Here is a 15,671-nt window from a genome sequence, read left to right as displayed (position 1 = left end):
AGGAGACCTGATGCCCGACATTCACCCGACCGCCTTCGTCGCTGAGGGCGCGCGCCTGGCCGACGACGTCGTTGTCGGCGCGTTCTGCGCGATCGGACCCGACGTGGAGATCGGCGCGGGATCCGTGCTCCGGTCCCACGTCGCGGTCGACGGACGCACGGTGATCGGGGAGGGGGCGCAGATCTTCCCCTTCGCTTCGGTCGGCCACCAGCCGCAGGACCTCAAGTACCGCGGCGAGCCCAGCCGGCTGGTCATCGGCCGCAACGCGCTGATCCGCGAGAACGTCACGATCAATCCCGGCACCGAAGGCGGCGCGATGGTGACGGAGATCGGCGACGACTGCGCGCTGCTCGCCGGGGCCCACGTGGCGCACGACTGCCGCATCGGGAACAACGTCATCCTCGTGAACAACGTAATGGTGGCGGGCCACGTCACGATCGGCGATTTCGCGATCCTGGGCGGCGGATCGGCGGCGCACCAATACGTGCGGATCGGCGCGCACGCCTTCCTCGGCGGTCTCGCCGGCCTCGAGAACGATCTGATCCCGTTCGGCATGGCGATCGGCAACCGCGCCCATCTCGCGGGCCTGAACCTCGTCGGGCTCAAGCGCCGAGGTTTCGAGCGCGACGGCATCCACGCGTTGCGCCGCGCCTACAAGGATCTGTTCGCGGAAGGCGGAGTGCTGAAGGCCCGCGCGGCGGAAATCGCGGCGGCCTATCCGGACGATGAATTGGTGCAGGAGGTCACGGCCTTCATAGCGGCTGGCGGAGACCGCGCGATCTGCACACCGCGGTCCGGCGAGGCGCGCGCGGCGTGAGCGCCGTCGGGCTGATCTGCGGCTCCGGATCGCTTCCGATCGATGCGGCCGACCTCATCCAGCGCGCGGGTCGCCCCGTGTTCCTCGCGGCGCTGAAGGGCTCGGCCGCGGCGGAGGTCGAGCGTTTCCCGCACGTCTGGATCCGCATGGGCGAGATCGGCAAGCTGTTCCGCTCGCTCGAAGGCGCCGGCGTGCGCGAGGTGGCGCTCGTGGGCGCCGTCCAGCGCCCGGCGCTGAAGGACCTTCGGATCGACATGGGCGGGCTCGGCAGCCTGCCGGAAATCACGCGCCTGCTCGCCGGAGGAGACGACCATCTGCTGCGCGGCGTCATCAAGTTCGTCGAGGACCGCGGCTTTGTCGTCCGCGGCGTGCACGAAGTCGCCCCGGAACTCGCCGCGCCGCTTGGCCTCGTCGGCCGGCGCCAGCCGAACGCCGCCGACGTAGCGGACATCGCGCTCGCAGTCGGCGCGCTGCGGGCGCTCGGGCCCTTCGACGTCGGCCAGGGGGTCGTCGCCATCGGTCGGCGCGTCGTGGCCGTGGAGGCGGCGGAGGGCACCGACAGCATGCTCGGCCGGGTGACGCGGCTCAGCAAGGGCGGCAAGCTCCGGCGGGACGGACGCGGCGGGGTGCTCGTGAAAACGCCGAAGCGCAGCCAGGATCTGCGGGTGGACCTGCCGGCGATCGGCGTGCGGACGCTGGAGCTCGCGGCCGAGGCGCAGCTGGCCGGCGTCGCCGTCGCAGCGGGGCAGGTGCTGCTCGCAGACCGCGACGAACTCGCGGCGAAGGCGGACGAGTTCGGCCTGTTCCTGGCGGGCGTGCCTGTCGCCGAGGCGGCGTGACGCCGCGCCGGATCGCGATCGTCGCGGGCGAGGCCTCGGGCGACGCGCTGGGCGCCAAGCTCGCCGAGGCGCTCAGGAGCCGCATCCCCGATTTGGAGCTTTACGGCGTCGCAGGCCCCCGCATGCAGGCGGAGGGCGTCGCCACGCTTTTTCCCATGGACGACATCGCGGTGATGGGGGATCGGGCCCGTCGTCGCGCGGCTCCCGACGCTGCTTCGGCGGATCTCCACAACGGCCCAAGCGATCATCGACCGCCCGCCGGACATCCTCGTCATCGTCGACAGCCCGGATTTCACCCACCGCGTGGCGCGCAAAGCGCGGGCGGCGCTGCCCGGTCTGACCGTCGTAGACTACGTCTCACCCAGCGTCTGGGCCTGGCGGCCGGGCCGCGCAGCCAGGATGCGGGCCTATGTCGACCATGTGCTCGCGCTGCTGCCGTTCGAGCCCGCGGCGCACGCGCGGCTTGGCGGGCCCGCCTGCACCTATGTCGGCCACCCGCTGATCGAGCGGCTTGACGAATTTCGCCCCAGGGCGGGCGAGCGCCCGGCCCTGGGCGACGGACCCGTGCGCTTGCTGGTTCTTCCGGGCAGCAGGGCGGGCGTGGTCCATCGGCACATGCCGCTCTTCGGCGCGACCCTCGCCCGGCTGGGCGATCGCCCCGTCGAGGTGACGCTCCCTACCACGCCGAAGCTGGCGGGCGAGGTCGCGCGCCTCGCCTCGTCCTGGCCTGTGACTCCGCGGATCGTGACGGGCGAGGCTGAGAAGCTCGCAGCCTTTCGCGCGGCGCAGGCGGCGCTCGCGGCCTCCGGCACGGTGACGTTGGAGCTCGCGCTCGCGGGCGTGCCTACGGCGGCGGCCTACCGGCTGGAGTGGTTCGCGCCGCTGCTGGAGCCCTTCATCAAGATCGAAGCGCCCTTCATCCTGCTGCCGAACCTGATCCTCGGCGAACGGGCGATCCCCGAGCTCGTCCATCGCAACGCCACGCCGGACAAGCTCGCCGCGGCGCTCGGGCCGCTGCTGGACGAAACGCCCGCCCGAAGCGCGCAGATTCAAGCGCTTAGCCGGCTTGACCGCCTCATGCGGCTGCCGGAAGGATCCCCCTCCGAGCGCGCGGCGGAGGTGACGCTGCGCGCCTGGGCGGAAAAGCGACCGACCCCGAGCTGAAGGAGAGCGCCATGGCCGACGACGTCGCCGCCCATTCGATCGCCGAGATTCAGGCCGAGCGTTCCGCCGGCGCGGAGGCGCAGGCGCTGGTGACGCCGCTGTGGGAGCGCGCGCGCCGGCTGGAGCCGAAGCTTAGGGCTTTCGCGCATCTCCCCAAGGAGGCCCCGGTGGCGCCGAGCGAGGGGCCGCTCTCCGGCGTTACGGTTGGGGTCAAGGATCTGATCGACACCGCCGACATGCCCACGGACTACGGTTCCGCGATCTACGAGGGTCATCGTCCTGCGGCCGATGCGGCGATCGTCGCGCAGCTCAGGGCGCTCGGCGCGACGACGTTGGGCAAGACCGTGACCACCGAGTTCGCCTGGCGGCATCCGGGGGCGACCCGGAACCCATGGGCGCTTGATCACACGCCGGGAGGCTCCTCGAGCGGATCGGCCGCCGCCGTCGCCGCGGGGATAGTGACCATCGCGCTCGGCACCCAGACCTTCGGCTCCGTCATCCGGCCGGCGGCGTTCTGCGGCGTGGTCGGCTTCAAGCCGAGCTTCGGCGAGCTTCCGCGCGACGGCGTCCATCCGCTGAGCCCTTCGCTCGACCACGTCGGCCTGTTCGCGCGCACGCTCGAGGACGTGGCCGCGGCCTTCGCGCTGCTGAAGCCCGACGCCGATGCGGTGGTCGGAGGCGCGCCCAGCGGCCTCCGGATTGCGGCGCTTCGGCCGCCCGCGGACATCGCGAGCGCTGAGCAGGTCGCGCTGTTCGACGACGCCTGCGCGAAGCTCAGCGCGGCGGGCGCCTATGTGGAGGCGATTGACCTCTCGGACGCGCTCCCGCGCCTGCTCCACGTCGCCGACACTTTGATGGGGTTCGAGGCGGCCGAGGTGTTTGGCGAGCTTCGCGCACGGTTCCCCGACAAGATGAGCGCATCCATGGCCGCCTATGTGGACGCCGGCAAAGAGATCTCCGAGATCGCCCACCAGGAGGCGATCGGGGCGCAGCAGGGCTTCCGCATGGGGGTCGGCGAACGTCTCGTAGGGTACGACGCGCTCCTCACGGTCCCGGCGACGGGCGAGGCCCCGCTCGGGCTCGACTACACCGGCGACCCGCAGTTCTGCGTGCCTTGGACGACGCTCGGCTTTCCCGCGCTCAGCCTGCCCGTCGGCATGTCGTCGGCGGGCCTCCCGCTCGGGCTGCAGCTCGTCGGGCGCTTCGGCGAGGACCGGGCTCTGCTCGCGGCGGCGCAGGCCTTTCTCAAGGCCTGTCCGTTGCACGTGGGACGGCCGCCCCTCGGCTGAGGATCGAAGCCCTAAACCGGCGCTGGCGCCGCGGACGTCCCAAGCGTGAGCCCTACGGTCGCGGCGAAGCAGACTTGCGAAAGGGAGCTGGAATGAAGAGCTTTCTGAACACCCGCGACGCGGTCGTCACGGATGCGATCGACGGCTTCCTCGCCTCGTCCGGCGCGGGACGCCTTGGCCGGCTCGACGGCTTCCCGGACGTCAAGGTCGTGCTTCGCACGGATTGGGACCGCAGCCGCGTGGCGCTGGTCTCGGGCGGCGGCTCCGGGCATGAGCCGGCCCATCTGGGCTTCGTCGGCGAGGGCTTGCTGACGGCGGCCGTCTGCGGCGAGGTCTTCGCCTCGCCGACGGTCGACGCGGTGCTCGCGGCGATCCTCGCGGTCACCGGCGAGCCGGGCTGCGTGCTCATCGTCAAGAACTACACGGGCGACCGGCTGAACTTCGGCCTGGCGGCGGAGAAGGCGAGGGCCCGCGGGCTCAGGGTCGAGATGGTGATCGTCGGCGACGACATCGCGATCGAGGGCGCGCCGCAGCCGCGGGGGATCGCGGGCACGCTGCTGGTCCACAAGCTGGCAGGCGCGGCCGCCGCCGAAGGGCTGCCGCTGGCCGAGGTCGCGGCGCGGGCGCGGGACGCGGCCGCGCATGTTCGGTCGCTCGGCCTCGCGCTCACCACCGGCGCGATGCCGGGCGCCGAGCGCGAGGAACGCATCTCCGCCGACGCGGTGGAACTCGGCCTCGGCATCCACGGCGAGCCCGGAAGCCGGACCGTCCCGTTCGACGCCGCCGACGCCCTGGTCGGGCAGGTCGCCGGGCCGCTTGCGGCGACGCTCGAGCCGGAAACCCGCATCGCGCTGATGGTCAACTCTCTCGGCGGCACGCCGCCGCTCGACATGGCGATCGTCATGGGCGCGGTGATGAAGACGCCCCTCGGCGCGCGCGCCGATTACGTCATCGGCCCTGCGCCGCTGATGACGTCGCTCGACATGCGGGGTTTCTCGCTGACGGCCCTGATCCTGGACGAGGGGCGCCGCGCGGGCCTGCTCGCGCCCTCCGCGAGCGCGGCGTGGGTCCCCGCGCGCGAGGTCGCGGCGCCGCGGCTCGTACCGACCCCAGCCCTCGACGACGAGGGGGCGGCGCCCGCCTCGGACGACCCGGCCGTCCGGCGCCTGCTGCTCGCGGCGACGCAGGCGCTGCAGGCGATGGGGCCGGAGATCGACGCGCTCGACGCCAAGGTCGGCGACGGCGACGCCGGCTCCACCTTCGCCAAGTGCGCCGCGGCCGTGGAGGCGCGCGTGGACGCGCTGCCGCTGGCTGACGGGACCGCGCTTCTCGCCGCGCTCGGCCATGTGCTCTCCCGCATCGGCGGGGGCAGCAGCGGCGTTCTGCTCGCGACCTTCTTCACCGCCGCCGGCGCCGCCTTCGCGCACGGCGGCTGGCCGAAGGCGTTCGCCGCGGGGCTTGACCGCATGAAGAGCTATGGCGGCGCGACGGTTGGCGACCGCACCATGATCGACGCGCTGGAGCCAGCGCTCGACACGCTCTCGCGTGGGGGCACACTTTCGGAGGCCGCGGCCGCTGCGCGGCAGGGCGCGGAGGCGACGAAAGCGATGACCAGGGCCGGGGCGGGTCGGTCGTCCTACGTGCCGTCGAGCGCGCTCAATGGCGTGCCGGACCCCGGCGCCGAAGCAGTCGCGCGCGTGCTGGAGCGTCTGGCGGCGCTCTGAACGGGGGAACGCCGCGGATGGCGGCGACGCGAAACAGCTCCGGCGTTGACGGGGCGATGGAGGCGACGTGAGCGCGGACGACAGACTTCGGGAGCTTGGGCTTACCCTTCCGGCGACATACACGCCAGTCGCCACCTATGTGCCGGCGAAGCGCGTGGGCGACCTTCTGTTCCTGTCGGGGCAAGGACCGCGGCTTGCGGACGGCTCCCATCACGTCGGCAAGGTCGGCGCCGAGGTGTCGGTCGCGGAGGCCTACGAGCACGCCAAGCTCGTCGGCTTGGGACTGCTCGCCGCGATCAAGGCCGCCGTGGGCGACCTCGACAAGGTCGAGATCGTGAAGCTCCTCGGCATGGTCAACGCGACGCCGGACTTCGCGGAGCAGCCGCAGGTGATCAACGGCTGCTCCGACCTTTTCGTCGCGGTGCTCGGCGAACGCGGCCGGCACGCCCGCTCCGCGGTCGGCATGGGCTCGCTGCCGAACGGCATGACGGTCGAGATCGAAGCGATCGTTCGGGTCCTGCCGTGACGACGCCTCTCGCCGCCGAGATCGCCCGCGTGTTCGGCACGCCGTCCGTCGTCGTCGACCTTGATGTCGTGGAGGCGAACATCGCGCGCGTGCAGGCGCTGTGCGACAACGCCGGCGTCGCGAACCGTCCCCATATCAAAACCCACAAGTCCCCCGAGCTCGCCAAGCTGCAGGTAGCCGCCGGCGCGAGAGGGATCACCTGTCAGAAGCTGGGCGAAGCCGAGGTGATGGCCGACGCCGGCCTGGACGACATCCTGATCAGCTACAACCTTCTGGGCGAGCGGAACGTCGGCCGCCTCGGCGCGCTGCTCGCCCGCGCGCAGGTGACGGTCGCCGCGGACAGCCCCGTCACCGTGGACGGATTGGTGCCCGCGGCGGCGATCGCCGGCCGTCCGCTTGAGGTCGTGGTGGAGTGCGACACCGGGCTGAAGCGCGCCGGCGTCGAGACGCCCGCGGAAGCCGTCGCGCTCGCGACGCGGATCGCGGGGACGCCCGGCCTGCGCTTCGCCGGCCTGCTGCTCTATCCTCCGCCAACCGCCTGGCCCGCGACGCAAGCCTTCTTCGACGAGGCGAGCGCCGGCCTCGCCGCCGCGGGACTGTCCCCGCGCATCGTCTCAACCGGCGGCTCGCCGAACTTGGCCCATCTCGGCGCGCTCCACGGCGCGACGGAGCACCGGCCCGGCACCTACATCTTCAACGACCGCATGCAGATGGCGGCGGGCGTCGCCGGGCTTCGGGACTGCGCGGCGACGGTCTACGCCACGGTGGTGAGCCGCGCGGGCGCGGACCGCGGGATCCTCGACGCCGGCTCCAAGACGCTGACGAGCGATCCCGGCGGTCTCGACGGTCACGGGCTCCTTCTGGAGCACCCAGAGGCCCGGATCGGCGCGCTGTCGGAGGAGCACGGCTTCCTCGGCCTCGCCGCATGCTCCGTAAAGCCTGCGGTCGGCGATGTCGTGCGCGTGGTTCCGAACCACGTCTGCGTCGTCGTGAACATGGTGGACCGGCTGGTGGCCGTCCGGGGCGAGACGATCGTCGGCGAAATCGAGGTCGCGGCGCGCGGCCGGATCGTCTGAGGCCACGCGGCGGCGCGGGCGCCGGAACGCGAAACGCCCGGTCCTGGGACCGGGCGTCTGAGACGCGTCGCCGGAAGACCGGCGGGCCGTCAGCGGCGCTGCGAGATGCTCGTGTAGTCGCGCCTCGGCGAGCCGGTGTAGAGCTGGCGCGGCCGGCCGATCTTCTGGCCGGGATCCTCCACCATCTCCTTCCACTGCGCGACCCAGCCGACGGTGCGCGCCACGGCGAACAGCACCGTGAACATGTCGGTCGGAAATCCCATCGCCTTCAGCGTGATGCCCGAATAGAAATCGATGTTCGGATAGAGCTTCTTTTCGACGAAGTAGTCGTCCTTGAGCGCGATCTGCTCGAGCTGGATCGCCACCTCGAGCAGCGGATCGTCCTTGATGCCAAGCTCGCCGAGCACCTCGTGACAGGTCTTCTGCATGATCTTGGCGCGCGGGTCGTAGTTCTTGTAGACCCGGTGGCCGAAGCCCATCAGGCGGAAGGGATCGTTCTTGTCCTTCGCCTTCTTGACGTACTTGTCGACGTTGTCCGGCGTGCCGATCTCCGACAGCATCTTCAGCGCCGCTTCGTTGGCTCCGCCGTGGGCCGGGCCCCAGAGGCAGGCGATGCCCGCCGCGATGCAGGCAAAGGGATTCGCGCCGGAGGAGCCCGCGAGGCGGACTGTCGAGGTCGACGCGTTCTGCTCATGGTCGGCGTGCAGAGTGAAGATGCGATCCATAGCGCGCGCCAGGACCGGGTTCACCTTGTACTCTTCGCACGGCACAGCGAAGCACATGTTCAGGAAGTTCGCGGCGAAATCGAGCGAGTTTTGTGGGTACACGAACGGCTGGCCGATCGAATACTTGTAGGCCATGGCGGCGAGCGTCGGAATCTTCGCGATCATGCGGATCGCCGCGATCTCGCGCTGGGCCGGGTCAGTGATGTCGGTGGAGTCGTGATAGAAGGCCGAAAGCGCCCCCACGACGCCGCAGAGCACCGCCATCGGATGGGCGTCGCGGCGGAAACCGGAATAAAAGCGGGACATCTGCTCGTGCACCATCGTGTGGCGCGTCACGAGCCGGTCGAACTCAGCCTTCTGCGCCGAGGTCGGCAGCTCGCCGTGGAGCAGCAGGTAGCTGGTCTCGAGGAAGTCGCCATGCTCGGCGAGATCGTCGATCGGGTAGCCGCGGTAGAGCAGAACGCCTTCGTCGCCGTCGATGAAGGTGATCTTGGACTCGCAGCTCGCAGTGGAGGTGAAGCCGGGGTCGTAGGTGAACAGACCCGTGTTCTTGTAGAGCGTTTGGATATCCATCACAGCGGGGCCGATCGACCCCTCCCGGATGGGCAGCTTGAGCTCGGTCCCGCCAACGTTCAGGGAGCCGGTGGTGTCGGTCATGCGCTGATGCCCCTTCGCTGAAAAGCCTTAAGGCGCCCTCGGGCGGGACCGCGCCCGGCCCTCTGCTGCGGGGCGATCGGGGCGGCTGCGAGGAAGCTCCCGCTGGCGTATATCAACTTTTGTTGCAGCGCAAATTAGCGTCTGACACCTTTCTGACCAGCCCTCGACACGCTCACGACTTAGGCGCCCGTGGCCTGATCTGCGATGCGAGCGAGGCTTTCCTCCTTGCCCAGCGCGACCAGCACGTCGAAGATTCCAGGCGAGGTCTTGCGACCGGTGAGCGCCGCGCGCAACGGCTGGGCAAGCGCCCCGAGCTTGACCCCGGCCTCCTCCGCCAGAGTGCGGACGATCTCCTCCGCCCCCGTCGCGGACCAGGGCTCCAGCGTCGTCAGTCGGCCATGAAGGGAGGCGAGCAGGGCGCGCGCTTCCGGCGTCAACAGAGCCGCGGCCGCGGGCTCGATCGCTAGCGGGCGCGCGTCGGTCAGGAAGCGCGCCCCGTCGAGCAGCTCAACCAGGGTCTTGGCGCGTTCCTTCAGGCCGGGGAGGGCGCCTTCGAAGGCGCTCCAGCGTCCGGTCGCCTCGAGCCGGGCCGCCGCTTCGGGGCCGCCCGGCAGATAGGGCAGGGACGCCCTGAACGCCGCCAGCAGCTCGTCGTCCGGCGTCGCGCGCATGTAGTGGCCGTTGAGGTTCGACAGTTTCGCCATGTCGAACCGCGCGGCGGAACGGCCGACGTCGGCGATGTCGAACCACTCGATCGCCTGCGCAGTCGAGAAGATCTCATCGTCGCCATGGCTCCAGCCGAGCCGGGCGAGATAGTTCCGCAGCGCCTCCGGCAGGAAGCCCATCTCGCGGTAGGCCTCGGCGCCGAGCGCGCCGTGCCGCTTCGACAGTTTCGCGCCGTCCGGGCCGTGAATCAGCGGGATGTGCGCCATCTTCGGCACGGGCCAGCCGAGCGCCGCGTAGATCTGTGTCTGGCGCGCGGCGTTCGTGAGATGGTCGACGCCGCGGATGACATGGGTGACGCCCATGTCGTGGTCGTCGACCACAACCGCGAGCATGTAGGTCGGCGTGCCGTCGGAGCGCAGCAGGACGAGGTCGTCGAGGTCCTTGTTCGGGATCACGACGCGGCCCTGGACCAGATCCTCCACCACGGTCTCGCCCTCGGTCGGGGCCCTCAGCCGGATGGCGGGCGGGCGATCGGCCGGCGCCTCGGAGGCGGGGCGATCACGCCAGCGGCCGTCGTAGCGCGGGGGCCGCCCCTCGGCCTGCGCGGCGGCGCGCATCTCCTCAAGCTCCTGCGCCGTTGCGTAGCAGCGGTAGGCGCGGCCGTCCGCCAGCATCTGCTCCACCGCCTCGCGATGGCGCGCGGCGCGGGCGAACTGGAACACCGGCTCGCCGTCCCAGTCGAGGCCAAGCCACGTCAGTCCGTCGAGGATCGCGGCGATCGCGGCCTCGGTCGATCGCGCCCGGTCGGTGTCCTCGATCCGGAGCAGCATCTTGCCGCCCAGGCTCTTCGCGAACAGCCAGTTGAACAGCGCGGTGCGCGCGCCGCCGATGTGCAGGAAGCCCGTGGGCGAGGGCGCGAAACGGGTGACGACGGTCTCGGACAAGGGCGGTCTCGAACGGTGCTGACGACGGGCCGATCCGGCGCGCACGAGGGCGCTAGGCGCAGCGGCCGGCCCGTGTAGCATGACGACCGCAGCTAGGGAAACGATCGCGGGCGGCATGGCGCGGGGGCCGGATCAGGGGAGACGGAGAGGCGCGCGGGCCGCCGCGTTGCCGGGCTTCGGCGCGGTCCCCGGCGACCGGTTCGCGGACGCCCTGGCGAGAGCGCGCGGCTGGACGCTCGACCGCCTGGTCGAGGAGGCCGACGCAGGGCGCTTCGCGCTGTGGGCGCCGGTCGCCTTCGGCGCCGGGGTCATCCTCTACTTCACCGCGGCGCACGAGCCCGAACTCTGGGCCGCCGTCCTGCTCGCGGGGCTGGGCGCGGGGCTGGCTGTCGCCGCGCGGCGCCGCTTCGTCGCCCTCGGGCTCGCGCTTGTCCTCGCGTTCGGGCCAGCGGGATTCCTCGCGGCCAAGCTCGCGACCGTCCGCGTCGAGGCCCCGGCCCTGACGCGCGCGTTTCGGGCGGAGGCCACGGGCCGGGTGATCGCGATCGAGCCGAGCGACCGCGGCCAGCGCCGGATCACCCTGGAGCTCGAGCGGCTTGGGTCGCTCAGTCCCGGCGAGCGACCCCGACGGGCGCGGGTGACGCTCGGCGCGGGGCCGGCCCTCTCCGCCGGCGACCGCCTGACCCTTTCGGCGTTCTGGCGGCCGCCCCAGGGGCCGGTGCGGCCCGGCGGCTACGACTTCGCCCGGGCGGCCTTCTTCGAGGCCGTGGGCGCGACAGGGCAGCAGGCAAGGGACGTCCGCAATTTGGGGCCAGCGACGGACGCAGGCCCGGCCGAGCGGCTGGCCGCGCGGCTCGAACGGTTGAGGGAGCGCCTGACGGCGCGGATCTCGGCCACGGTCGCCGGCGACGAAGGCGCCGTCGCGGCGGCTCTCGTCACCGGCGTGCGGGGGCCGATCAGCGCGACCGTCGAAGACGAAATGCGCGCGGCCGGCCTCAGCCACATTCTCTCGATCTCGGGGCTGCACATGGCGCTGGTCGCGGGCACCCTGTTCTGGCTGGTGCGCGCCGCGCTCGCGCTGTCGCAACGCGCGGCGCTCGCCTGGCCGGTAAAGAGCGTCGCGGCGGTCGTCGCGCTTGCGGGCGCCGCGTTCTACCTCGCGCTCTCCGGGGCGGAGGTGGCGACCCAGCGGTCCTTCCTGATGGTCGCGATCGTGTTCGCGGCCATCGTCGTCGGCCGCCCGGCCGTCACCCCGCGCAACCTCGCGCTTGCGGCGCTGTGCGTCATGGCGCTGACGCCCGAGGCCGTCTTGGGTCCGAGTTTCCAGATGTCGTTCGCGGCCGTCGCGGCGCTCGTCGCCTGGTTCGAGGCCCGGCCGCGCGACGAGCGGCCGCCGCCCGACGGCCGGGCGGCGCGCGCGCTGCGATGGCTGCGGACTGCAGCCGCGCTCGCGCTCGTCACCACGCTGGTGGCGGGGCTCGCGACCGCGCCCTTCGCCGCCTACCACTTCCACCGGGTGACGCCCTATGCGCTCGCTGGAAACGCGCTTGCGACGCCGCTGATCAGCCTGATCGTCATGCCCTGCGTGGTCGGCGGCCTGCTGTTCGCGCCGCTCGGCCTCGATGGGCCGTGGTGGACCTTGATGGGATGGGGCCTCAGCGGCGTGCTGGCGATCGCCCGCGCGGTCGCCTCCTGGCCAGGCTCCGAGCGCGCGATCCCTGCCTTCGGCTCGACCGCGCTCGCGCTGCTGTCACTAGGGCTGGCCTGGCTCTGCGTGTGGCGCACCGCCCTCCGGTACGCCGCCGCGCCAATGATCGCGGCGGGCCTCGCTTTGGCGGCGGCGCCTGCGCGGCCGGACGTCGCGATCGACCGCGACGGACGCGCCGCGGCGATCCGGGGCCCTGACGGCCGGCTGGCGCTGCTCGGCGCCCGCGCGACCAATTTCGCCGCGAAGGTCTGGCTCGCGGCCGACGGCGACATCGCGGACCGCGATGGTCGGCCCCCAGGACCAGCGACGCCGCGCTGCGACCCTTATGGCTGCGTCGGCCGCCTCGACGACGGACGCGACGTGGCGCTGGTCTGGGACGCCCGCGCGTTCGAGGAGGACTGCCGCCGCGCGGCGCTCGTCATCACCCGGCTCGATGCGCCCCCCGCCTGCGCGGAGACGGCGGCCGTGATCGACCGCGCCGCCCTGCGGGCCACCGGCGCGCTGTCGCTGACCCGCCAGGGCGACGCCTTTATCGCGACCGCGGCGCGCGATCCCGCCGGACATCGGCCCTGGGAGGGATCCGCGTCGATCGTCCGCCCGCCGCCGGACGTTCTGGCGCTGCGCTTCGCACCGCGCCGCCCCCCGAAGGCGAACGCTGTCGCAAAACCAGTCGATCCCACCGATCCGGCGGACGACGACGCGCCTTCGGACGACGATCAGTAGCGCCGGATGAGCCCAACGAGCCGTCCCTGGATCGCCACACGGTCCGGGCCGAAGATGCGCGTTTCGTAGGCCGGATTGGCCGCCTCGAGGGCGATCGACGCTCCGCGCTTGCGCAGGCGCTTCAGCGTCGCCTCCTCGTCGTCGACCAACGCGACCACGATGTCGCCGGTGTCCGCGACGGTCTGCTTGCGGATCAGAACGAGGTCGCCATCGAGGATCCCCGCCTCAATCATCGAGTCGCCGCGCACTTCGAGCGCGAAGTGCTCGCCCGTGGACAGCATGTCGGGGGAGACCGCGATGGTGTGGCTTTTCGCCTGGATCGCCTCGATCGGCACGCCGGCGGCGATCCTGCCCATGACGGGGATCGCGACCATGCGATTGTCGTCATCGTCCGACTGCGGCGGGCGCACGCGCCCGAGATTGCCCTCGATGACATTGGGCGCGAACCGGCCGGTGGGCCGCGAGACGGGCGGCGCAGCCGCCTCCGGCAGCTTCACCACCTCGAGAGCCCGGGCCCGGTTTGGAAGGCGACGGATGAACCCGCGCTCCTCGAGGGCCATGATGAGCCGGTGGATCCCGGACTTCGACTTAAGGTCCAGCGCGTCCTTCATCTCGTCGAAGGACGGCGGCACGCCGGTCTCCTTCAGCCGCTCATGGATGAAGCGGAGCAGTTCGTACTGTTTGCGCGTCAGCATGGGCGGGTCCGCCGAGAATCAAAACAAATCATGAACAGATATCTACCTGTTCTAGATGTGTTCCGCAACTCTTAACGTTCCGTTCCCGCGTGGTTCAAGAAGCTTCGAGCGATGGCGCGTCTGGCGGGCGGGGCAGATCCCGTGCCCGAAGGGGGCTCCGTCGATCCCGGCGCAGCGTCTGCAGCCGTTCGTCGTATGTTCCTTAACGCCTTCCGGGCGGCCCAACTCGAGGCCGCCCGGGTTTCGAAAGTATGGTCCAGTTACGGACAACCGAAAGCTCGTAGAGAGCGCCTTTCTGTAGGTTGGCGGGAGACGCAAAGTTGCGAACAGCCCCATCGATAACCGATTGCGTCCGAGGGCATTTTGGGGCGCTTGAAAACCGGAGCCTATGTTGGGTAGCGATTGAACCCAAAGTTGAGAACTTGAGATCCGATCCCGAATGATGGCTCGACTTCCGTTCGACCTGGACACGGCTGCCAAGGATGAGTTCGGGACAGGGTTTCATCCAGTGTCTATCAGGCTGCAGGGCGAGGCCGCCTAGCCGTCGGCTTCAGGAGCGTCGACTCACCGATCAGCTTGGCCATATGGGCGCGAGCCTGCAGCTCGGTGTCGAACCTCTTAGACCCGAACGATTGGCGACGACCCGAGACAAGGTAGTCCACGGCGTTGGTTGCCGGGATGAAGCGCACGATCTCGGTCTTGCCCTTGAACAAGCAGCTCCAATGGTCATCGCTCTCCCGCAACCAAGAGCGAGCTGGGCGCAGCCGCTGCAGTGCCTCCCGAAACTTCACGGCGCTGTCGTAGCGCTGGCCCGGGTCGCGGTGGACCGCTTTGTTGATGATAGTCTTGAGTGCTCGCGGGACATACGGGGCTACACCCATCTGCTCGGCGAGCCTGCCGTTGCCGACGAGAGCGCGCCAGTCGGCCCCGCCGAGCGCTCCCTTCCAGTCCGCCTGATTGTTTACGGCGCGGAGGAGGGTGAGCCCGGTCGAGAACACGTCGCTCGAAGCTGAGAAGGAGTTGTCGTTGTAGGCCTCGGGCGAGGCATGGGGCCGATAGAAGTGGGAGTGGCCGCTGGGGCTCAGGCCAGTCTCGGGATGAAGCGCGACGCCGAAGTCGGACAGCTTTGCTCGCCCGGCGCACAGCATGATGTTCCCCGGCTTCACGTCTCGATGGATGATCCCGCGGGCATGGGCGTGCTCGAGCGCGAACAGGATGTCCTTGATGAACGAGAGCGACTCGAGGACGGGGACGAACTCAGCGAACAGGCGGTCTTCGAGTGACCGACCGTCGATGAGCTCCATCTCTATCAGCACCGCGCCATTGAGGACGTCGGCCGTCAGGATCTTCACGACATGGTCGTGCTGGCACAACGCGTGAGCCTGGGCCTCGATGCCAGCCTTGTGCAGGGCCGGGTTCTCGACGTTGATTACCTTCAGCGCCGACATGTGGCCCATCGCGGTATTGAAGACCCGATAGACCTCGCCATAGCGTCCGGCGCCCAACGCGACGTCGATCCGGTACTTGCCAATCACGACATCGCCTGGTTGGAACAGTGGCTTGGCTGGCAAGGTCACGTCAGGAAAATCCATGCCGTCAGCGCTGCGATCTTCGCGTCGTTGTTCCAACCGCTCGGGCAACCAGAGATTGTGTCACAAGAGGCCAGCTTGTCGAACTTGGTGCCCGGAGCAGGTATCCGCTTCAGTCTCTTGGCCGTGAACGCGCTGCTGGTGACGCCCTCCGAGGGGAGGTGCTGATCGTAGGCGAGGAGGTTCAGCACGCCGTATGGGAAGTGCAGGTAGGCGACTTGGTCGGCCTTTTTCGCGTCGAGGGAGACCCGGTAGCCGATGACGGTCGGGGCGTGGCGGGTGATCAGCTCGTTGAACAGGTTCCGGAAGAAGTTGGCCTGGTCGGTGCGACCTTGGTCAGCGTCGAAACGCGAGCGGTCGTGCGCGACGTAGACCGGGGCGTCGGCGGTGCCCTCGAGCACGGCGTGATGCACGACCCCCTTCATCAGGTTGATGCCTAGCGACTTCACCATCGCCCTCCTGAAGGCAATGCGCTCTGCCCACCAGCCCGAGCGGCCGATGGCGCTTCGAAAGACGCCCGCCCGACGAG

Annotated in this window: 12 protein-coding genes and 1 pseudogene; 8 read left to right on the top strand and 5 right to left on the bottom strand. The window is 70.5% G+C overall.

The annotated features are described in order from the left end of the window. Window positions 1-10 precede the first annotated feature (10 nt). The 7 genes and pseudogenes from lpxA to METY_RS12900 all read left to right on the top strand — a co-directional run bounded on the left by lpxA (window position 11) and on the right by METY_RS12900 (window position 7,435). Window positions 11-817 carry an acyl-ACP--UDP-N-acetylglucosamine O-acyltransferase gene (gene lpxA, locus METY_RS12930; protein ID WP_103121813.1) on the top strand — a complete coding sequence of 269 codons (807 nt, stop codon included), beginning with the start codon at window positions 11-13 and terminating at the stop codon, window positions 815-817. Then, window positions 814-1,656 (top strand): LpxI family protein, encoded by an 843-nt coding sequence (locus METY_RS12925; RefSeq protein ID WP_103121812.1) that lies wholly within the window; start codon window positions 814-816, stop codon window positions 1,654-1,656. Before lpxA ends, METY_RS12925 begins: the two co-directional genes overlap by 4 nt. After that, a pseudogene (gene lpxB, locus METY_RS12920) lies at window positions 1,653-2,820 on the top strand (lipid-A-disaccharide synthase). Before METY_RS12925 ends, lpxB begins: the two are co-directional and overlap by 4 nt. 11 nt (window positions 2,821-2,831) lie before the next feature. Continuing rightward, window positions 2,832-4,109: an amidase gene (locus METY_RS12915; protein WP_103121811.1), complete on the top strand. Its 1,278-nt coding sequence runs from the start codon at window positions 2,832-2,834 to the stop codon at window positions 4,107-4,109. A gap of 92 nt (window positions 4,110-4,201) precedes the next feature. Continuing rightward, on the top strand, window positions 4,202-5,833 hold the full coding sequence (locus METY_RS12910; RefSeq protein ID WP_103121810.1) for a dihydroxyacetone kinase subunit DhaK: 1,632 nt from the start codon (window positions 4,202-4,204) through the stop codon (window positions 5,831-5,833). Window positions 5,834-5,900: 67 nt separating this feature from the next. Continuing rightward, window positions 5,901-6,359: a RidA family protein gene (locus METY_RS12905; protein ID WP_103121809.1), complete on the top strand. Its 459-nt coding sequence runs from the start codon at window positions 5,901-5,903 to the stop codon at window positions 6,357-6,359. Then, on the top strand, window positions 6,356-7,435 hold the full coding sequence (locus METY_RS12900) for an alanine racemase (RefSeq protein WP_103121808.1): 1,080 nt from the start codon (window positions 6,356-6,358) through the stop codon (window positions 7,433-7,435). The genes METY_RS12905 and METY_RS12900 overlap by 4 nt, the downstream gene beginning before the upstream one ends. Before the next feature lie 89 nt (window positions 7,436-7,524). On the opposite strand, the gene gltA is transcribed toward METY_RS12900, so the two are convergent. After that, window positions 7,525-8,817, bottom strand: a complete 1,293-nt coding sequence (gltA, locus tag METY_RS12895; protein WP_103121807.1) for a citrate synthase — start codon at window positions 8,815-8,817, stop codon at window positions 7,525-7,527. A gap of 179 nt (window positions 8,818-8,996) precedes the next feature. Continuing rightward, complete coding sequence (gene gltX, locus METY_RS12890; RefSeq protein ID WP_103121806.1) at window positions 8,997-10,427, bottom strand: glutamate--tRNA ligase; 1,431 nt, start codon at window positions 10,425-10,427, stop codon at window positions 8,997-8,999. Between the two features lie 79 nt (window positions 10,428-10,506). On the opposite strand from gltX, the gene METY_RS12885 reads away from it, so the two are divergent. Next, the gene (locus METY_RS12885) at window positions 10,507-12,858 is read left to right on the top strand and encodes a ComEC/Rec2 family competence protein (RefSeq protein WP_103121805.1); all 2,352 of its coding nucleotides are present in this window, start codon (window positions 10,507-10,509) and stop codon (window positions 12,856-12,858) included. Here the strand turns inward: METY_RS12885 and lexA are convergent. From lexA to METY_RS12870, 3 genes are all read right to left on the bottom strand, one after another. Next, window positions 12,852-13,553, bottom strand: coding sequence for a transcriptional repressor LexA (gene lexA, locus METY_RS12880; RefSeq protein WP_020185275.1), 702 nt, complete (start codon window positions 13,551-13,553; stop codon window positions 12,852-12,854). The genes METY_RS12885 and lexA overlap by 7 nt on opposite strands. Window positions 13,554-14,068: 515 nt before the next feature. Next, window positions 14,069-15,145, bottom strand: a complete 1,077-nt coding sequence (locus METY_RS12875; protein ID WP_103121804.1) for a serine/threonine-protein kinase — start codon at window positions 15,143-15,145, stop codon at window positions 14,069-14,071. Continuing rightward, window positions 15,127-15,594 (bottom strand): hypothetical protein, encoded by a 468-nt coding sequence (locus METY_RS12870; protein WP_103121803.1) that lies wholly within the window; start codon window positions 15,592-15,594, stop codon window positions 15,127-15,129. Before METY_RS12870 ends, METY_RS12875 begins: the two co-directional genes overlap by 19 nt. Window positions 15,595-15,671 lie beyond the last annotated feature (77 nt).

It is taken from the genome of Methylopila sp. Yamaguchi (genome assembly GCF_002897035.1).
Lineage (GTDB): Bacteria > Pseudomonadota > Alphaproteobacteria > Rhizobiales > Methylopilaceae > Methylopila.
Note: the sequence above shows the minus strand (reverse complement) of the source record. Positions and strands in the feature narration are given on the sequence as shown.